This is a genomic window from Pseudomonas shiyinii, assembly GCF_056725765.1.
Genome location: NZ_CM161522.1, coordinates 655,190 through 674,166, shown reverse-complemented (window position 1 = coordinate 674,166; position 18,977 = coordinate 655,190). Strand labels below are relative to the sequence as shown.

Genomic DNA, 18,977 nt, shown 5'->3' with positions numbered 1-18,977 from the left:
TTAAGGCCATCGCCGGCGCGGCGCCAGTCTTGGGCAACGATCCTGAAGGCTGACGGATTTTTCACCCATCCTTCACGAACCCAGCATAGCGGCAAGCCGACAATGGCCGGCATTTATCGCCCCTGGAGCCGTCATGCAGCAAAATCCCCGCCCCCGCCCGCTCAACCTGTGGTTGTACCTGGGCATCCCGCTGGCCACCGCCGTGGCCTTGATCCTGCTGGAATGGACGTCGCTGGACATGGATGTGGCCAAGCTGGCTTTCGACCCGGTCGCTGGCCAGTTCATCGGCCGGCACAGCTACCTGTTGGAAAACATCCTGCACGACCGGGCCAAACAGGTGGTCATCGGCCTGGGCCTGCTGTCGATCGTCGCCTTCGTGGCCAGCGGCTTCTGGTCACGGCTGTTCGGTTGGCGTCGCGAGCTGGGCTGTCTGGTATTGTCGCTGGCGTTGTCCACTGCCTTCGTCACCCCGCTCAAGGCCGCGACCGAGGTGCAGTGCCCGTGGAGCCTGAGCCAATTCGGCGGCAAGGAGACCTACAGCAAACTGCTCGAACACCGCCCGGCCACCGACAAGCCCGGGCGCTGCTGGCCTGGCGGCCATGCGGCGACCGGTTTCAGCCTGTTCGCCCTGTTCTTCGTCCTGCGCGACCGGCGCCCACGCCTGGCGCGCGCCGCCTTCGTGCTGGCGTTCACCACCGGTACGGTACTGTCGATCGGGCGCATGCTGCAGGGCGCGCATTTCTTGTCGCACAACCTGTGGACAGCGGTGTTCTGCTGGATGATCGGGCTGGGGTGCTATTACCTAGTGCTGTATCGCCGGGGCGCAGTGACGGTGCCCGAAGCACAAGGTAGCGTTGCCTGAATGAACGGGGGCGCTTTGCGCCCCTTTCGCGGCACAAGGCCGCTCCTACAAAAAAGCGTGACCACGTAGGGGCGGCCTTGTGCCGCGAAAGGGCCGCCAAGCGGTCCACAGCTTGTCTAGTCCTGAAATAGGTTTACACCTGTTCAGGTAGGCCGATAGGCCTCAAAACGCCCGATGCACCGCATCGGGCGTTTTGTTTTTCAGGGCCATGTGAGGCCGCTCCGTGTTGTAGATTTGCACCGCCTCATCAACCATCTTTCTCGCCTGCTCCAGATTTTCTGGATTGCTCAGCAGCAGCTCTGTTTTGAGGATTCCGTTGATCCGTTCGGCCAGCGCGTTCTGATAGCAGTCATATCCGTCAGTCATCGAGCATTGGACCCCGTTCCGTGCATGCAGTGACTGATACAGCGCTGAGCAGTACTGAATGCCTCGGTCTGAGTGATGGACTAACGGCTGGCGACGCCGCCGTTTGCGCAGGGCCTGTCTAAAGGCTTGTGCAACCGACTCGGCATGCAGGCTCTCATGAACATGATGGCCAACAATCTTTCTAGAGTAAGCATCTGTTACCAGGCTTAGGTACAGTGGGCCGCTTCTGGCCGGCAGGTAGGTGATGTCCGCCACCCACACGTGCTCTGGCCCTGATGGGACAATCTGATTGGGGCCTGGCTTGAGTAGGTTGGGATGACGATAGAAGCGATGAAAGCTCTGTGTCGTCTTGTGATACGCCCGCTTGGGTAGCACCAACAAACGGCGCTCCCCCAAGACCTCAAACAGCCGGTCTCGGCCAACTTGAATCCGCCTATCAGGCTGGCAACGCAGCAGATAGTGCAGTTTCCGTGTGCCTAGCCGTGGCTGACGCATCCGGACTTGTTGCACAAACTCGACAACCCGATCTGCCTGGCGCGCTTTGCTATCAGCAACTCGATTACGTTTGTAGTAAGCCTGTCGGCTGATGCCTAGAAACTGACAAGCCCTAGCAATGCTCAGTCCTGCGACTTGACCTTGCGAGAGGACTTGCCGGATCGCTTTTTTACGACCGACACACCGTAGTCATTCTTTAGGACATCAACGACGGTCTCGAAGAACTGAGCCTTCTGGCTCATTAACTCAAGCTGCTGTTCAAGCTCTTTGATCCGCTGCTCTGGAGTGAGCGTTTTAGGGTCGGACATCGCGCAGCTCCTCTCGGCCCGGATCGACGCCCCTTGGCTCCAATCCTGCCGACCATGCTTACGCAACCATACCAGAACAGTCGACCGACCCTGGATGCCATATCGCGCCTGGGCCTGTTTGTAGGTCAGCTCGCCTTTTTCGATCTGATCAACGACAGCCAATTTAAAAGACAGCGAGTAATCTCGCTGCGTGCGCTTTACACCTTGCTCCATCTAGCTCTCCGGAAAATCGGGATAGGAGGTGTAAACCTTATTCAGGACGGGACAGCTGTAACAAAAAAGCCCCGCACTAGGCGGGGCTTTCTTGTTACAGCAGAGGGTAAGGCTGGCTTACATCATGCCGCCCATGCCACCCATGCCGCCCATGTCTGGCATGCCGCCAGCTGCTGGCTTGTCTTCCGGCAGGTCGGCAACCATCGCTTCGGTGGTGATCATCAGACCGCCGATCGAAGCTGCGGCTTGCAGGGCCGAACGGGTGACCTTGGCTGGGTCCAGGATACCCATCTCGATCATGTCGCCGTATTCGCCGGTAGCAGCGTTGTAGCCGTAGTTGCCCGAACCTTGCTTGACCTTGTCAGCGACAACGCTTGGCTCGTCGCCGGCGTTGGCAGTGATCTGACGCAGCGGAGCTTCGACCGAGCGACGCAGCAGCGCGATACCAACGTTCTGGTCTTCGTTCTCGCCCTTGAGGTCGGCAACGGCTTGCAGGGCACGCACCAGGGCAACACCACCGCCAGGCACCACGCCTTCTTCGACGGCTGCACGGGTAGCGTGCAGGGCGTCTTCGACGCGAGCCTTCTTCTCTTTCATCTCGACTTCGGTGCCAGCACCGACCTTGATCACGGCAACACCGCCAGCCAGCTTGGCCAGGCGCTCTTGCAGCTTCTCACGGTCGTAGTCCGAGGAAGTCTCTTCGATCTGGGCACGGATCTGCTTGACGCGTGCTTCGATGTCGGCATCGGAACCGGCGCCGTCGATGATGGTGGTGTTTTCCTTGGACAGGATTACGCGCTTGGCGTTACCCAGGTGCTCCAGGGTGGTGGTTTCCAGGGTCAGGCCGATTTCCTCGGAGATGACCTGGCCGCCGGTCAGGGTGGCGATGTCCTGCAGCATGGCCTTGCGGCGGTCGCCGAAGCCAGGTGCCTTGACAGCAGCGACCTTGACGATGCCGCGCATGTTGTTGACCACCAGGGTGGCCAGGGCTTCGCCTTCGACGTCCTCGGCAACGATCAGCAGCGGACGGCCGGCCTTGGCAACGGCTTCCAGAACAGGCAGCAGCTCGCGGATGTTGGAGATCTTCTTGTCGACCAGCAGCAGCAGCGGGCTTTCCAGCTCGGCAACCATGGTGTCCGGCTTGTTGATGAAGTACGGCGACAGGTAGCCACGGTCGAACTGCATGCCCTCGACGACGGACAGTTCGTTTTCCAGGCCCGAGCCTTCTTCAACGGTGATCACGCCTTCTTTACCGACCTTTTCCATGGCTTCGGCGATGATTTCACCGATGGAGGTGTCGGAGTTGGCGGAGATGGTACCTACCTGGGCGATGGCCTTGGAGTCGGCGCATGGCTTGGACAGGTTCTTCAGCTCGGCGACGATGGCGGCGGTGGCCTTGTCGATACCGCGCTTGAGGTCCATCGGGTTCATGCCGGCAGCAACGGCCTTCAGGCCTTCGTTGACGATGGCCTGGGCCAGGACGGTAGCGGTGGTGGTGCCGTCACCGGCAGCGTCGTTGGCCTTGGAAGCGACTTCCTTGACCAGCTGGGCGCCCATGTTCTCGAAGGCGTCCTTCAGCTCGATTTCCTTGGCGACGGAAACGCCGTCCTTGGTGATGGTCGGCGCGCCGAAGCTCTTGGCCAGGACCACGTTGCGGCCTTTCGGGCCCAGGGTCGCTTTGACGGCGTCAGCCAGAACGTTGACACCAACCAGCATTTTCTTACGAGCGGAATCGCCGAATTTTACGTCTTTAGCAGCCATGATCGTTTATTCCTTGAAAATCTTTGGAGTAACGGGAAGTCGGGGAAATCAGCCTTCGATGACGGCCAGGATTTCGTTTTCAGCCATGACCAGCAGGTCTTCGCCATCGACTTTCACGGTGTTGCTGCCCGAGTAGGGGCCGAAAACCACTTTGTCACCCACTTTCACGGCCAGCGCGCGTACTTCGCCGTTTTCCAGGATGCGACCGGTGCCGACGGCGACGACTTCGCCGCGGTTTGGTTTTTCAGCGGCCGAACCCGGCAGGACGATACCGCCAGCGGTTTTCGATTCTTCTTCGCTGCGACGGATGACGACGCGGTCATGCAGAGGACGAAGCTTCATTGTCGATCTCTCCCAAATTGTGGTTTTCATCGGCCGGTGTCGATACCGGCGGGTTGATACGGTCCGGCGTTGCCGGTCGGGGCTCGCCCGGGCGAACCCCGTATATATGTCTGGTGTTGCCACCAGAAACCTTGCGGTGACCCATACATGTGGTCGGCGAAATCAATTACAAGGCTTGGTGTGTAAAATTTTTTATCGGTTCGAAAAAGCGGGGCCGCTGCGCGCCCCTTTCGCGGCACAAGGCCGCTCCTACAGAAGCAAGCGCGATCCTGTGGGAGTGGCCTTGTGCCATGGGCGGGGCGCGAAGCGGCCCCAGCGATATTACTTGTCGCGACGCTCGTACTCGCCCTCGATCACATTCGGGCGATGACCACCGTCACGCGGCTGCGCCTGGAACGGGTCGTCCTGGAAGGCGCGTTGACGCATGGCCTGGGCTTCGGCGCGCTGGCGCATCTTGCGTGCGGCCAGGTGGCGGGTGAATGGCAACAGGCACAGCAGGCCCAGCACGTCGCTGATGAAACCGGGCAGCAACAGCAGGCCGCCACCGACGGCCAGCATCATGCCCTGGAACATGTCCTCGGCGGGCAGTTCGCCGCGCTGCAGGCTTTCACGGGCACGCAGGGCGGTCGCGAGGCCTGCCACGCGCATCACCAGCACACCCAGGGCGGAACCGGCGATGATCAACAGCAGCGCCGGGAAGAAACCGATGGCGGCGCTGACCTTGACGAAGACGAACAGCTCCAGCACCGGAAAAATCAGGAACAGCAGTAGAAAAGCACGCATTCAAGGGGTCCTCGGCGGAAGAAAACCTTCCAGTAAGACCATCAAATGGATGCGTGTGTGCCTGTTTTCAACCCTCGACCTTCGCCACAACCGGCCATTGGTCGGCGCGAGCCAGTAAAACCAAGGCTTCGCGAACCTGTATCGGCGTATTGCAAACAGTGGGAAACGCCAGCCAGTGGATGCCCTGGCCGATCCGCAGGTGCATGCCCTCGCTGTCGATGCCCACCAGTTGCGCCGGCGCCGTGCGCGGCAGGTTGGTGAGCTCGACGTAGTGGGCGATGGCATTGGCATGGTCGTTGTTCATGTGCTCGACCATGCTCGCCTCGACTTGGCCGGCGAAGGGGTTGGCCAGGGTCACCTGGTCGAGCCAGTGGATCGCGCCGAAGCCGCCGATGTAGCGGTGGCGCACCGGCTCCAGGCCCCAGAAGTCGAAATCGTGCGCCTTGTGGTAGTTCGCCGCATCCGGGAAGTAGCGGTAGTAGCGCTCGGCCGCCGCCTCGATGGCGGCTTCGTCGGTGAGCTTGCGGGCCTGCGCCATGATCGTCAGCCGCCCCACGGCCTGGACATCCTCCGCATCGCGCTCGCCCACCAGCAGCGAACACTTGGCGTCCTTCTGCAGGTTATGGGTGTGCTGGGCGATACGGCTGATCAAGATCAGCGGGTGTCCATCGCCGTCCAGGCAGTACGGCACCACCGAACCAAAGGGGAAACCGGGCATGGACTTGGAATGGGTCGAAAGGACGCCACGGTATTCCTTGAGCAGCAGTTCCCGGGCGGGGCGGATGGCATTGTTACTCACGAAGCGCGCTCCTGGGCGGCGGACTGGATGCGGACAAGATAAGCACTATCACTGCCCACTGCCAATCACCGCCTTGTCACACCCGTTGCTGGCGCAAGCCACCTTACGCTTTACCAGGTCACCCCGAAGCCGGCGGTGTAACGGGTCTTGTCCAGGTCGCTGTCCCGGGTTCCGCTGATGATGTCCTTCTCCGCCTTGAGGTTGAGCGAGGCCCATTCGGTGACCTTGTAGCGCAGGCCCGCCTCGGCATCCAGCGAGTAATCGGCCACGCCACCCAGAGGCTTGCCGAATTCGCCATTGGTGAAGATCTCGACGCTCTTGCCGATCAGGTAGCGGTTGTAGTCCCACTTCAGCGCCGCGGAATAGAAGTTGTCCTTGCCACCGTCCCGGTATTCGAAGTCGGTGCGGTTGATCAGCGAACCAAGGGAGAACGCCCCCAGCTCGTCGTCCCAGAACTGGTAGCCCGGGCCTGTACCGACGGTACGCTGGCGCGCCAAGTCCTCGATGTGGTCGCGCTTGTATTCCATGCGCCCCTGCCAGAACCATTGGTCGGTGATGAAACGGTCCAGGGCGTATTCGGCGCTCCAGTTGTTGGTGGTGGTGACGTCGTCCTTGGTCTCACGGTTGTATTCGCCTTCGGCATTGTGCCGCCAGCGACCATGGCGCGCGGTGGTCTTGAAGCTGACGTCATAGTCGTCGGTATCGTTCTCGGCGCGCTTGTAGTCCATGGCCACATCGACGTTGCCCTTCCACAGGAAGTCCTCGACCAATGGCTTGGGCTTCATGATCTGTTCGATGCTCGCCAGGTCCACGGTCTTGGGCGCCTCGCCATTGGCCAGGGTCACCTTGCCCGGTTCGGCAGCCTTGAGCGACTTGGTCTTCTCGCCGTTGTAGGCGTCCTGCTTGACCAGCAGTTCCTGGTCGCTTTCCAGGGTCTGCACTTCTTTCCAGTCCAGGGCGATGGAACCGCCATACGGGGTTTCCAGCAACAACTTGCCGCCATCGAAGACCTTGATCTTGCCGCTGAGCCTGTCGCCATTCTTCATCCACACGGTGTCGGCGAGCGCCGGCGCGCAGAGTGAGGCGGCAAGGATGCATAGCAGGGTTCTAGAATACATAAGCTGACTACGGGTTCGATTTACCAAAAAAAGCCGGGCATTATCCAGATCACCACGACCAGAGCAAGGACAGACCCAGACCATGCCGTTGAGTTCCACTCTCATTTACCCCGACCGCCGGTCCGCTTTCATCCACAGGCCAGGGCTGCAGTGATGCCGGCGCCCTTTCCTGGGCCAGCGGAAGATGCCGAGGGCCGACGAATGGCGCTTTACTCGGTGCTTGGCCAGATCCCGCCGGGCAAAGTCGTCAGCTATGGCCAGCTGGCCGAGCTGGCCGGCCTGGGGCGTGCAGCCCGCTGGGTCGGGCGCACCCTCGGGCAACTCCCGGTGGACACCCGCCTGCCCTGGCACCGGGTGCTGGGTGCAGGCGGCCGCCTGAGCCTGGCGCTGGGCACGCCATCGGGGGATGAACAGCGTGCTCGCCTGCGTGCAGAAGGCGTTGCAGTCGTGAACAATCGCGTCGATATGTCGCGTCATGGCTGGCGTCCGATGGAGCACAGCGGTTAGAGTGCGCGCTTTGTTTTCGCAAATGTTGAGGCAGATGTTGGCCCATGCCCCGTAAAACCTGGCGCGCTGCGCTCGCTGCCTATGCCAGCCCGTCGACCTTGGTGCTTTTGCTGCTTGGATTCGCTGCCGGCCTGCCCTACATGCTGGTGTTTTCGACGCTTTCCGTGTGGCTTCGGGAAGCAGGCGTAGCACGCGAGACCATCGGCTATGCCAGCCTGATCGGCCTTGCCTACGCGTTCAAATGGGTCTGGTCGCCGCTGCTGGATCAATGGCGCCTGCCGGTGCTCGGTCGCCTTGGCCGGCGCCGCTCCTGGCTGTTGCTGTCGCAGGCCCTGGTCGTGGTCGGCCTGGTCGGCATGGGCTTGTGCGATCCACAGAAACACCTGTCCTGGCTGATCGCCCTGGCCGTGCTGGTGGCTTTCGCCTCGGCGACCCAGGACATCGCCGTGGATGCCTACCGCCTGGAAATCGCCGATGACCAGCGCCAGGCCGCCCTGGCTGCCAGCTACATGGCCGGCTACCGTGTCGCGGCCCTGCTCGCCACGGCCGGTGCGCTGTTCTTCGCCGAATGGTTCGGCTCCACCGGTTTCAGCTACCTGCACAAGGCCTGGACCGGCACCTATGTGCTGTTCGGCGTACTGATGCTACCTGCGGTGTTCACCACCCTGGTGATGCGCGAGCCGCCCGTGCCGATGCGTACCCAGCTGTCGGCTGCGCGCTACGGCCTGGTCCACCAGCTGGCGTCGGTGTTCGTGCTGATCATTCTGCTGGTGTCGGTGCCGGCGAGCTTCACGCAGATGTTCAATACCGGCTGGTCCAGCGTGATTGCTGGTGATGCGACCATGCTCGACCTGCTGCTCGAGGATCGTGCCTTCCTGCGCCTGATCCTCTATGTGCTGCTGACCTGGGCTTGCCTGTCGTCCCTGGGCCGAAGAGGCCTGGCACCGGTGTTGACACCGGTCAACGACTTCATCCTGCGTTATCGCTGGCAGGCGTTGCTGCTGCTCGGGCTGATCGCCACCTATCGCATGTCCGATACGGTGATGGGCGTGATGGCCAACGTGTTCTACATCGACCAAGGCTTCACCAAAGACCAGATCGCCAGCGTCAGCAAGATCTTCGGGCTGGTCATGACATTGGTCGGCGCCGGGGCCGGCGGCCTGCTGATCGTGCGCTTCGGCATCCTGCCGATCCTGTTCATCGGTGGTGCAGCCTCGGCGGCGACCAACATCCTGTTCCTGATGCTGGCCGACATGGGCCCGAACCTGGAAATGCTGGTGGTCACCATATCCCTCGACAACTTCAGCTCGGGCCTTGCCACCTCGGCATTCGTGGCCTACCTGTCGAGCCTGACCAATCTGAAGTTCTCGGCCACCCAGTACGCACTGCTCAGCTCGATCATGCTGCTGCTACCGCGTCTGATCGGCGGTTACTCAGGGGTGCTGGTGGAGAAGTTCGGCTACCACGATTTCTTCCTGATCACGGCCCTGCTGGGCGTACCGACGCTGATCCTGATCGCCCTGCACTGGCACCAGGAGGCCGGGCGTGGCAAGCCGGCGCCTGTGGACAATTCTGCGGCCGAGCGACCTTGAGATCTTGGAGCTGCGATGCAGCCCATCGCGGGACAAGCCCGCGCCTACAGAGGGGGTAAGTCCCTGTAGGTGCGGGCTTGCTACGCGATGCGGCCCCAGGACCTAGACCACAGCGCCCTGGTCCCGACGCCCGCCTACCACAAACCACAACGGCCACAGCGCCAATGCTCCGGCAAGGCCGGCGCCCAGGGCAAAGTGCACCAGGCTCGCCCCCGCCCCCAGCATCGCCAGCACCGCGCCACCGAGCCCCAGCAGGGCGATGGTGATCATCCCCAGCATCGCCGATACCAACCCCTTGCTCTGCTCACTGGCGAACAGCGTCATGCGATACAACACGGCATTGGCCACACCCAGGCCCAGCGCATACAGCGACATGCCCGCTACCAGGCTGGTCACCGTCGGCCAGTACCAGGTCGCCAGAGCCATCAGGCACAGCCCTGCCAGGTATGGCCAAAGCGCCCCGCGCACCAGGCTGGCCAAGGGGTAGCGGTCGGCGATACGGTTGATGATCAGGTTGCCCAGGATCAGTCCACCGAACACCGGCAACTGCCACAGGGCGTACTCCATCGTGCTCAAACCTTCGTCGGTGATCAGCAACACCGGCGACAGGCCGATCCAGCCGATCAGCGGCAAGCCCACCAGCCCGAGCGCCGCACTGCCCGCGACGAAGCGAGAGTTGCCCAGCAGCTGGCCATAACCGGCGAGCAACGGCAGCAGGTGGATCGGCGTGAACGGCAGGCGCGAACCATCGCGGCGCTCCACGCCCAGGGTCTCCGGCATCAACCGGTAGAGCAGCGCCCAGGTCAGTACAGCGCCCACGGCAAACGCCACGAACAACCAGCGCCAATCCAGCCATTGCAGCATCAGGGTCCCCACCAGCGGCCCCAGCAGCGGCGACAACAGGGCGATGTTGGCCAACAGGGCCATCATGCGCACGGCATCGGCCTCGCTGAATGCCTCGTTGAGCGCCGGATAGCTGACCGTCACCACGAAGCCCAGGCCAATGCCCTGCAACAGCCGCAGCAGGTTGAATAGGCCAATGTCGTGCACCCAGTAGGTGGCCAGGCACGCCAGGCCGAAGAACGCACAACCGGCCAGCAGCAGCGGCCGCCGCCCATAGCGGTCGGCCAAGGGGCCGATCAGCCACTGCAGCAGCACGCCACCGAGCAGGTACAGGTTCAGGGCATGGGGAATGTATTCGGGGCTGGCCTTCAGATCGTCGACCACCACCGGCATGGCGGGCATGACCGCATCGCTGGCCAGGTAGGTCAGCAATTCGAACAGGGCCAAGGTCAGCCCGAACAGCAAGGCACGCAGGGGCGTGATGTACAGCAATGGTTTCATGGTCGAAGACAGCTTGGAAAACAGGAGGGGCCAGCCTATATGCCAGAAACGGCGGGGCGAGGCTGTGAACAAGTGTAATGGCTACCAACGCATCGCGGGGCAAGCCCGCCCCCACAGTCCTCTGTAGGAGTGGGCTTGCCCCGCGAAAGGGCTGCAAGCAGCCCCAGGAACACCGGCTTTACTGCGCAGCCGCTTCCTGCACCACGCGGATCACCCGCTGCGGGAACGGAATGTCGATACCCTCGGCCTTCAGGCGATCACGGGCCTGTTCATTGAGCATGAACATCACACTCCAGTAGTCGGCGGTTTTGACCCAGGCACGCAGGGAGACGGTAATGGCACTGTCGCCCAGGGTCGACACCACGGCTTCCGGAGCCGGGTCCTGCAGCACGCGCGGGTCCTTGGCCAGCTCCAACAGAACGTTGCGAGCCTTTTGCAGGTCAGCGTCGTAATCCACACCCACGTCGAACACCACCTTGCGGGTCGGCTGGCGGTTGTAGTTGGTGATGATGCCGTTGGACAGGTTGCCGTTGGGCATGATCACGGTCTTGTTGTCACCGGTGCGCAGCACGGTATGGAAGATCTGGATACTGTCGACAGTGCCGCTGACCCCTTGGGCCTCGATCCAGTCACCGACACGGAACGGGCGGAACAACAGGATCAGCACCCCTCCGGCGAAGTTGCCCAGGCTGCCCTGCAAGGCGAGGCCGATGGCCAGGGCCGAACCACCGATGGCCGCCACGAACGAGGTCGTCTCGATGCCGATCATGGAGGCGACGCTGATGACCAGCAGGACCTTCAACACGATGTTGGCGATGGTCTTGATGAAACCCTGCAATGCGGGATCAGGCGCGCGCAGGCCCACTAGCCGGCCCAGGCGGTCACTGATCTTGTTGGTCACCCACCAGCCGATGCCCAGGGTCACCAATGCCAGCAGCACACGGCTGCCGTATTCCATGATCAACGGGATCCAGGTCTGCGACTGGCGGACCAGCTGGTCCACTTCAGCATTCAAGTCCATCTATTTCATCTCCTGATGCCAAACGGCATGTACACGAAAAAAACAGGCCGCGAAGATCTCGCGGCCCCAGGTTCCGATGGACATCACTAGGCCATCAAGGTTCCTGTTTCACAAACGGTCAGTCGCGGAAGTTGTTGAACTGCAGCGGCATGTCGAATTCCTTGGTGCGCAGCAGGGCGATGGCTTCCTGCAGGTCGTCGCGCTTCTTGCCGGTAACCCGCACCTGCTCGCCCTGGATGGCGGCCTGGACCTTGAGCTTGGCGTCCTTGATGGTAGCGACGATCTTCTTGGCCAGTTCTTTATCGATACCCTCGCGGAACTTGGCTTCCTGCTTCATTTCCTTGCCGGAGGGGTAGGCATCCTTGACTTCCAGGCATTTGACGTCGATCTTGCGCTTGACCAGGGCCAGGCGCAGGATCTCGATCATCGCCTCGAGCTGGAATTCCGCCTCGGCGGTCAGGAGCACGGTCTGCTCCTTGTCCTTGAACTCGAAGCTGCCCTTGCCCTTGAGGTCGTAGCGACGGTCCAGTTCCTTCACCGCGTTGTCCACGGCGTTGGTGACTTCGTGCTTGTCCAGTTCCGATACCACGTCGAACGAAGGCATGGTTGTTCTCCAAAATAAAAGCGCGCTCGGTCGGATGGAGCGCGCCAGGTTTGACGGTTAAAATGCGGGCTCATTATAACGGGTTGCGAAACGCAGATGAGCAGCACCTGGCATATTCTCGGCGCCGGTAGCCTCGGCAGCCTCTGGGCCTGCCGCCTTGCCCGCGCGGGCAAGGCGGTGCGCCTGGTCCTGCGTGACGAACAGCGCGTGGCCGCCTACCAGGCCGTCGGCGGCCTGACCCTGGTCGAGCATGACCAGGCCAGCCGCTATGCGATCCCGGCCGAGAGCCCCGGTGCCCATGGGCCGATCCATCGCCTGCTGGTGGCCTGCAAGGCCTATGACGCCGCCCCTGCCGTGGCCCGCCTGGCGCCGCGCCTGGCCGAAGGGGCCGAACTGGTGCTGCTGCAGAACGGCCTGGGCAGCCAGGACGAAGTCGCCGAGCAGGTGCCTCGGGCCCGCTGCATCTTCGCCTCGAGCACCGAAGGCGCCTTTCGCGAGGACGACTGGCGCGTACGCTTCGCCGGGCAAGGCTTCAACTGGCTGGGCGACCCCGCCAACCCCACCATGCCGCACTGGTACGACGAACTGACCGAAGCCGCCATCCCCGCCGAATGGACGGTGGATATCAACACCCGCCTGTGGCGCAAGCTGGCGCTCAATTGTGCGATCAACCCCCTGACGGTGCTTCACGACTGCCATAACGGTGGCCTGTTGGAACACCTGGGAGAAGTCGCCACACTGTGCGACGAGCTCGCCGCACTGCTGCGCCATTGTGGCCAGCCCCAGGCCGCCGACAGGCTGTACGAGGAAGTACAGCGGGTCATCCTGGCCACGGCAGCCAACTACTCTTCCATGTACCAGGACGTACGCCATGGTCGGCGCACCGAAGTGCACTACCTGCTCGGCCATGCCTGCCGGACCGCAGCCCGCCATGGCCTGGGCCTGCCGCACCTGGAACGCCTGCACCAGCGCCTGGTCGATAGCTTGCAGGCCCGTGGCCTGCCCAGCGACTGACGCTGCCCCATCAACCGCACAGAGGACACCGCCTAGCCCATGACCCTGCGCCAACGCCTGGAAAACCTCCCGGTCGGGCAGAAACTGCTGGCGGCCTTGCTGGTACTGCTGGTCACCATCCTGCTGGTAGCCAACCTGGCGTTCATCAGCGCCGCCTATTGGATCACCCAGGAAAGCATGGCGCCCCAGGCCCTGCACACCATCGGCCGGCTGGTATCCAACCCACAGCTGTCGGCGCGCGCCGGCGACTCGCAGGAGGCGGCCAGCGCACTGCTCAAGGAACTGGACAGCTACTCTCCCCTGCGCGCCGCCGCCCTCTATGGCGGCGATGGGCGCATGCTCGCACAGCTGCAACATGGCGACCCGCTGGCGCTGCCCAAGCGTTTTCGCAACATCAGCGGCTGGCGCATGATGGAATTTCGCAGCACCCAGCTGATCCCCCTGCCCCGCGAAGGCAAGCCCCCGGCCCACCTGCTGCTGGTCGCCAGCAGCGAACTGCCGACGGCCTTCTACACTGGCACCCTCACCGCGAGCTTGGCGATCCTGGTCTTCAGTGTGCTGCTGTGGTTGCTCATCGCCCGGCAGATCAAGCGCCTGATCACCGAACCGATCAACCAGCTCGAAGAGCTGAGCCGCCAGGTCACCCGTGAGGAAAGCTACGCCCTGCGCGCCCAACGCGGCAACGACGACGAGATCGGCAGCCTGGCCAACGCTTTCAATACCATGCTCTCGCGCATCGAGGCCCGCGAGCAGCAGCTCAAGCGCACCCGCGACGAATTCCAGATGGCCTATGACCAGGCCCAGGGCCTGGCCGAAGAAACGCGACACACCAATCGCAAGCTGGAACTGGAAGTCCAGGTGCGCAGCAAGATCGAGAAGAAGCTCACGGGCTTCCAGAACTACCTCAACAGCATCATCGACTCCATGCCCTCGGCCCTGATCGCCCTCGATGAGCAGCTCTACGTGACCCAGTGGAACCATGAAGCCACGGTGCTCTCCGGCACACCGCTGGACGAGGCGCTGAACCAGCCGATCTTCATCGCCTTCGAGCCGCTCAAGCCGTTCCTTCCGCAATTCAAGGAAAGCGTGGAAAAACACCGCGTGGCGAAGATCGAACGGGTCACCTGGCCCAAGGGCGAGGACGTGCGCCACTACGCCCTGACCTTCTACCCGTTGACGGGCGGCGGAGGGCGTGGCGTGGTGATCCGCATCGACGACATCACCCAGCGCCTCTCGCTGGAAGAGATGATGGTGCAGTCGGAGAAGATGCTCTCGGTGGGCGGGCTCGCCGCGGGCATGGCCCACGAGATCAACAACCCCCTGGGGGCCATCCTGCACAACGTGCAGAACATCCGTCGACGGCTGTCGCCGGAGCTGCCTCGCAACCAGGAGCAGGCGGCCGAGCTGGACATCGACCTGTCCAGCGTCAACCGCTACCTGGAAAGCCGCGAGGTGCCCCAGCTGCTCGATGGCATCCAACAAGCCGGCGCGCGCGCAGCGAAGATCGTCACCCACATGCTCAGTTTCAGCCGCCGCAGCAACCGTCAGCTGGCGCCCTGCGATCTGCCGGCGCTGATCGACCAGGCCGTGGAAATCGCCGGCAACGACTTCGATTTGGCCATCGGCTTCGACTTCAAGGGCCAACACATCGTGCGTCAATTCGACCCAGCGCTCGGGCCAGTGCCCTGCACGGCCAATGAGCTGGAGCAGGTGCTGCTCAACCTGCTCAAGAACGCCGCCCAGGCCATCCACCAGCGCCCGCAAGCCAGCGAACCGGGGCGCATCACCCTGCGCACCCGGCTCAACCCGCCGTGGGCGGAAATCCAAGTGGAAGACAATGGCGTCGGCATGCCCGAAGCCGTACGCAAGCGAACCTTCGAACCGTTCTTCACCACCAAGGAGATTGGGCAGGGCACCGGCTTGGGCTTGTCGGTCTCGTATTTCATCATCACCAACAACCACAAGGGGCAAATGGAAGTGCATTCCGCCCCCGGCCAGGGTACCTGCTTCACCTTGCGCCTGCCCCTTGGCCAACCGGCGCCGACGGCACCGGGCACCACGGAGGCATGACATGGGCTATCGCCTGTCGAAGATCTACACCCGCACCGGCGACAAAGGCGAGACCGGCCTGGGCGATGGGCGCAGGGTGCCTAAGGACCACCCACGCATCGAAGCCATTGGCGAGGTGGACAGCCTCAACAGTCAACTGGGCCTGCTGCTCGCAGGGCTCGCCAGCGAAGGGCTGCAGGAGGTGATCGAGGTCCTTGCGCCCTGTCAGCACCGGCTGTTCGACCTGGGAGGCGAGTTGGCGATGCCCAGCTACCAGGCGTTGGATTCCCAAGAGGTCGAACGGCTGGAAGCGGCGATCGACCGCTGGAACGAAGAGCTGGGGCCGCTGAAGAACTTCATCCTGCCCAGCGGCTCGGCGCTGGTGGCCCAGGCCCATGTGTGCCGGAGCCTGGCCCGGAGCACGGAGCGGCGTTGCCAACAGCTGAATGCGCTCGAGCCGCTGGAGGGGGTCGGGTTGGCGTATATCAACCGATTGTCGGACCTGCTGTTCGTGGCGGCGCGGATCATCGGCCGGCGGCAGGGGGTGGCTGAGGTGTTGTGGCAGCCTGCGGATAAGCCTAACGGCTGATTTTTTGGGGCTACTTTGTAGCCCATCGCCGGCAAGCCGGCTCCCACAAAGTTCTGTGCAGGCCCTGCGGGAGCCGGCTTGCCGGCGATGGGCCGCAAAGCGGCCCCGATTACTCAGACTTCAGGCCAGAACGCCCGGATCCCGGCAACACCCTGTGCTCCGGCATCCCAGGCTTGCTCCCGCTCACCGGCACCGACGCCTCCGAGCAGGAACACCGGATGGTTGATCCCCTGGATCAACCGACTCGCCTGCTCCCACCCCAACGGCGTGGCGTCCGGATGAGTCTGGGTCGCCTGCACCGGCGACAGGGTGACGAAGTCCACGCCCATTTGCTCGGCCAGGGCCAACTCCTCGGCATCGTGGCAGGACGCCGCCAGCCAGCGCGCCTTGGGGAAGGGGCGGCCATTGGCAGCGTACTTGCGCAGCTGTGCCGAGGTCAGGTGCCAGCCGGCGGAAGGGAAATCCCCCAACCACTCCAAGGGCCCCTTGAGCATCAGCTGGGCCTTGCCGGCACACAGGCCGACCGCATCCACCGCCACGTCGCGATACTTGGGGTCGTACATGTCCGGTGCACGCAGCTGGATCAGGCGGATGCCGTTGGCGATGGCCTTCTGGATACCACGCAGCAGTTGCGGCGCGTCCAGCCCGTCCGGGGTGATCAGGTACTGGTCTGGCAGGCGGGCGGCTGCCACGATCGGCGTGTTGGCCTCGGGGAAGTCGTACTGCCCCAGGTCCCGGGGCGCCACCCAGGCCAGCGGCTGGCCCTCGGCGCCATGGGGCTCGCCGGTGAAACCGTCGACTTCACGGACATCCAGCAGCACCTGCTTGTCCGGGTAATCATGGCTGACCTTGATCAGCGGCCGGGAACGGGTCACCTCGATGCCCAGTTCCTCGCGCAGCTCACGGGCCAGCGCCGCCTCGACGGCCTCGCCCTCCTCCACCTTGCCGCCGGGGAACTCCCACAGGCCGCCCTGGTGCTGGGTGTCGGCGCGCCGAGCGATCAGGATGCGCCCATCGATACCACGAATGACTGCTGCTACCACATGAATCCGCTTCACCCTTCACGCTCCGCCAGGCCTGCCTTCTGCCAGGCTTGGAAGGCCGGCCACTGGTAGATGGTCTCGATGTACGTGGCCGCTTGCGCAGGCACTTCGACGCGGTAGGTACGCAGGCGCACAGCCACCGGGGCGAAGAAGGCGTCGGCCAGGCTCGGCTTGCCGAACAGGAACGGGCCGCTTTCCTTGGCCGCCAGCCGGCATTCGGACCACAGGGCGACCATACGATCGATATCCACCTGGACATCCAGCGGGATGCTTTCCAGGCCTTCGTCGCGAGACAGGTCGAATGGCATGGCACTGCGCAGGGCCATGAAGCCGCTGTGCATCTGCGCGCAAGCCGAGCGGGCCTGGGCACGGGCAGTGACATCGGCAGGCCACAGCTGGACGTCGGGGTGGCGCTCGGCCAGGTACTCGGCGATGGCCAGGGAATCGGCGATCACACCATGCTCGGTCTTGAGCAGCGGCACCTTGCCACTGGTCGAGAACTCGAGGATGCGCTTGCGGGTGTCGGGCTGGTTCAGCTTGATCAGCGTTTCTTCATAGGGCACGCCAGCCAGCTCCAGGGCCAGCGCGCCACGCAGCGACCAGGAGGAGTACAGCTTGTCGCCGATGATCAGGTGATAGCTCATGGTTCGGCTCCATTGGTTTGGAAATTCGTGGCTGCCTTGCAGCCCATCGCCGGCAAGCCGGCTCCCACAGGTTCAGCACAGATCGGGGGGTATACGGCGACATCTGTGGGAGCCGGCTTGCCGGCGAAAGGGCCGCGAAGCGGCCCTATGGATGGTTCAGGTACGGTACTCGGCGTTGATTTTCACGTACTCGTGGGACAGGTCGGTGGTCCAGATGGTTTCGCTGCATTGGCCACGGCCCAGCTCGATGCGAATGGTGATTTCCTCCTGGGCCATCACCTTGGAACCCTGCTCCTCGGTATAGCTCGGGCTACGGCCACCCTTACTGGCGATGCAAACGTCATCGAGGAACACGTCGATCAGGCTGACATCCAGCGCCGGTACGCCGGCACGGCCGACCGCGGCGAGGATGCGGCCCCAGTTGGGGTCGGAGGCGAACAGCGCGGTCTTGATCAGCGGCGAGTGGGCCACGGCGTAGCCGACGTCCAGGCACTCCTGGTGGTTGCCGCCGCCATTGACCTGCACGGTGACGAACTTGGTGGCGCCTTCACCGTCGCGCACGATGGCCTGGGCCACTTCCATGCACACCTCGAACACGGCCTGCTTCAGGGCGTCGAACAGCGCTCCGCGGGCTTCAGTGACTTCCGGCAGGTTGGCCTTGCCAGTGGCGACCAGCATGCAGCAGTCATTGGTCGACGTGTCGCCGTCGATGGTGATCCGGTTGAACGACTTGTTGGCGCCGTCGAGCAGCAGGTCCTTGAGCACGCCCGGCGCGACCTTGGCGTCGGTGGCGATGTAGCCGAGCATGGTGGCCATGTTCGGGCGGATCATCCCGGCGCCCTTGCTGATGCCGGTGACCGTGACGGTGACGCCGTCGTGCTGGAACTGGCGGCTGGCACCCTTGGGCAGGGTGTCGGTGGTCATGATGCCGGTGGCGGCTTGCGCCCAGTTGTCTTCCGACAGGTCGTCCAGGGCGGCCTGCAGCGCACCCTCGATCTTCTCGACCGGCAGCGGTTCGCCGATCACGCCGGTGGAGAACGGCAGTACCGTGCTGGCATCGACACCCGCCAATTCGGCCAGCTTGGCGCAGGTGCGCTCGGCGGCGGCGAGGCCCGGCGCGCCGGTGCCGGCATTGGCGTTGCCGGTGTTGGTCAGCAGGTAGCGCACGGTGCCTTGTACACGCTGCTTGGAGAGGATCACCGGTGCTGCACAGAAGGCGTTGAGGGTGAACACACCCGCGACGCTGGAGCCTTCGGCGCAACGCATCACCACCACGTCCTTGCGCCCAGGGCGCTTGATGCCGGCAGACGCGATGCCGAGTTCAAAACCGGGAACCGGGTGCAGGGTGGGCAAAGGACCAAGACCAACAGCCATTAGAGCGCTCCTAGAAAATACGGTGGACAGGTGATGGAAGAGCGAGGCCGCTTCGCCCCCCATTCGCGGCACAAGGCCGCTCCTACAGGGACAAGGCTCGAGCCTCTGTAGGAGCGGCCTTGTGCCGCGAATGGGCCGCACAGCGGCCC

At 63.3% G+C, this 18,977-nt stretch carries 18 protein-coding genes; 6 read left to right on the top strand and 12 right to left on the bottom strand.

Translation table 11 applies throughout. The features are described 5' to 3' along the window. Nucleotides 1-133 precede the first annotated feature (133 nt). Nucleotides 134-862 carry a phosphatase PAP2 family protein gene (locus tag ACXHGZ_RS03250; RefSeq protein ID WP_480462343.1) on the top strand — a complete coding sequence of 243 codons (729 nt, stop codon included), beginning with the start codon at nt 134-136 and terminating at the stop codon, nt 860-862. Nucleotides 863-1,024: 162 nt separating this feature from the next. Here ACXHGZ_RS03250 and ACXHGZ_RS03245 read toward each other — a convergent pair. The 6 genes from ACXHGZ_RS03245 to ACXHGZ_RS03220 form a co-directional block, all read right to left on the bottom strand. Next, nucleotides 1,025-2,244, bottom strand: a protein-coding gene (locus ACXHGZ_RS03245; RefSeq protein ID WP_416768414.1) for an IS3 family transposase whose coding sequence is annotated in 2 segments (ribosomal slippage) — nt 1,025-1,896 and nt 1,896-2,244 — 1,221 coding nt in all. Because the reading frame shifts where the segments join, the coding sequence is not laid out codon by codon here. 117 nt (nt 2,245-2,361) lie between these two features. Further along, nucleotides 2,362-4,005, bottom strand: a complete 1,644-nt coding sequence (gene groL / locus ACXHGZ_RS03240) for a chaperonin GroEL (protein ID WP_084855806.1) — start codon at nt 4,003-4,005, stop codon at nt 2,362-2,364. 48 nt (nt 4,006-4,053) lie between these two features. Then, nucleotides 4,054-4,347 carry a co-chaperone GroES gene (locus ACXHGZ_RS03235; protein WP_012274036.1) on the bottom strand — a complete coding sequence of 98 codons (294 nt, stop codon included), beginning with the start codon at nt 4,345-4,347 and terminating at the stop codon, nt 4,054-4,056. Between the two features lie 321 nt (nt 4,348-4,668). After that, nucleotides 4,669-5,130 (bottom strand): FxsA family protein, encoded by a 462-nt coding sequence (locus ACXHGZ_RS03230; protein WP_084855805.1) that lies wholly within the window; start codon nt 5,128-5,130, stop codon nt 4,669-4,671. Nucleotides 5,131-5,197: 67 nt separating this feature from the next. After that, on the bottom strand, nt 5,198-5,929 hold the full coding sequence (locus ACXHGZ_RS03225) for a HugZ family pyridoxamine 5'-phosphate oxidase (protein ID WP_480462341.1): 732 nt from the start codon (nt 5,927-5,929) through the stop codon (nt 5,198-5,200). Nucleotides 5,930-6,039: 110 nt separating this feature from the next. Continuing rightward, the gene (locus tag ACXHGZ_RS03220; protein WP_084855803.1) at nt 6,040-7,047 is read right to left on the bottom strand and encodes a DUF481 domain-containing protein; all 1,008 of its coding nucleotides are present in this window, start codon (nt 7,045-7,047) and stop codon (nt 6,040-6,042) included. 153 nt (nt 7,048-7,200) lie between these two features. Between ACXHGZ_RS03220 and ACXHGZ_RS03215 the strand changes: the two genes are divergently transcribed. Together ACXHGZ_RS03215 and ACXHGZ_RS03210 are read left to right on the top strand one after the other, a co-directional pair. Further along, nucleotides 7,201-7,554 carry an MGMT family protein gene (locus ACXHGZ_RS03215; protein ID WP_480462339.1) on the top strand — a complete coding sequence of 118 codons (354 nt, stop codon included), beginning with the start codon at nt 7,201-7,203 and terminating at the stop codon, nt 7,552-7,554. A gap of 44 nt (nt 7,555-7,598) precedes the next feature. Beyond that, nucleotides 7,599-9,146 (top strand): AmpG family muropeptide MFS transporter, encoded by a 1,548-nt coding sequence (locus tag ACXHGZ_RS03210; RefSeq protein ID WP_224458046.1) that lies wholly within the window; start codon nt 7,599-7,601, stop codon nt 9,144-9,146. Between the two features lie 102 nt (nt 9,147-9,248). On the opposite strand, the gene ACXHGZ_RS03205 is transcribed toward ACXHGZ_RS03210, so the two are convergent. The 3 genes from ACXHGZ_RS03205 to ACXHGZ_RS03195 all read right to left on the bottom strand — a co-directional run bounded on the left by ACXHGZ_RS03205 (nt 9,249) and on the right by ACXHGZ_RS03195 (nt 12,115). After that, nucleotides 9,249-10,490 carry an MFS transporter gene (locus ACXHGZ_RS03205; RefSeq protein ID WP_084855800.1) on the bottom strand — a complete coding sequence of 414 codons (1,242 nt, stop codon included), beginning with the start codon at nt 10,488-10,490 and terminating at the stop codon, nt 9,249-9,251. 178 nt (nt 10,491-10,668) lie between these two features. After that, nucleotides 10,669-11,511, bottom strand: coding sequence for a mechanosensitive ion channel family protein (locus tag ACXHGZ_RS03200; protein WP_084855799.1), 843 nt, complete (start codon nt 11,509-11,511; stop codon nt 10,669-10,671). A gap of 118 nt (nt 11,512-11,629) precedes the next feature. Continuing rightward, nucleotides 11,630-12,115, bottom strand: coding sequence for a YajQ family cyclic di-GMP-binding protein (locus ACXHGZ_RS03195; protein WP_084855798.1), 486 nt, complete (start codon nt 12,113-12,115; stop codon nt 11,630-11,632). Nucleotides 12,116-12,211: 96 nt separating this feature from the next. On the opposite strand from ACXHGZ_RS03195, the gene ACXHGZ_RS03190 reads away from it, so the two are divergent. The 3 genes from ACXHGZ_RS03190 to ACXHGZ_RS03180 are packed head-to-tail and all read left to right on the top strand — an operon-like array spanning nt 12,212 to nt 15,767. After that, nucleotides 12,212-13,129 carry a putative 2-dehydropantoate 2-reductase gene (locus tag ACXHGZ_RS03190; protein ID WP_480462336.1) on the top strand — a complete coding sequence of 306 codons (918 nt, stop codon included), beginning with the start codon at nt 12,212-12,214 and terminating at the stop codon, nt 13,127-13,129. Nucleotides 13,130-13,168: 39 nt separating this feature from the next. Beyond that, nucleotides 13,169-15,199, top strand: coding sequence for a sensor histidine kinase (locus tag ACXHGZ_RS03185; RefSeq protein WP_480462334.1), 2,031 nt, complete (start codon nt 13,169-13,171; stop codon nt 15,197-15,199). Nucleotide 15,200: 1 nt separating this feature from the next. Next, nucleotides 15,201-15,767 carry a cob(I)yrinic acid a,c-diamide adenosyltransferase gene (locus ACXHGZ_RS03180; RefSeq protein WP_480462332.1) on the top strand — a complete coding sequence of 189 codons (567 nt, stop codon included), beginning with the start codon at nt 15,201-15,203 and terminating at the stop codon, nt 15,765-15,767. Nucleotides 15,768-15,880: 113 nt separating this feature from the next. Here the strand turns inward: ACXHGZ_RS03180 and ACXHGZ_RS03175 are convergent, their stop codons facing one another. The 3 genes from ACXHGZ_RS03175 to argJ form a co-directional block, all read right to left on the bottom strand. Beyond that, entirely contained in the window at nt 15,881-16,825 is a 945-nt protein-coding gene (locus tag ACXHGZ_RS03175; protein ID WP_480462330.1) for a Nudix family hydrolase, read from the bottom strand. Beyond that, nucleotides 16,822-17,454 carry a glutathione S-transferase family protein gene (locus tag ACXHGZ_RS03170; protein WP_480462328.1) on the bottom strand — a complete coding sequence of 211 codons (633 nt, stop codon included), beginning with the start codon at nt 17,452-17,454 and terminating at the stop codon, nt 16,822-16,824. Before ACXHGZ_RS03170 ends, ACXHGZ_RS03175 begins: the two co-directional genes overlap by 4 nt. A 156-nt stretch (nt 17,455-17,610) precedes the next feature. Further along, nucleotides 17,611-18,828 (bottom strand): bifunctional glutamate N-acetyltransferase/amino-acid acetyltransferase ArgJ, encoded by a 1,218-nt coding sequence (gene argJ, locus ACXHGZ_RS03165; protein WP_084857297.1) that lies wholly within the window; start codon nt 18,826-18,828, stop codon nt 17,611-17,613. Nucleotides 18,829-18,977 lie beyond the last annotated feature (149 nt).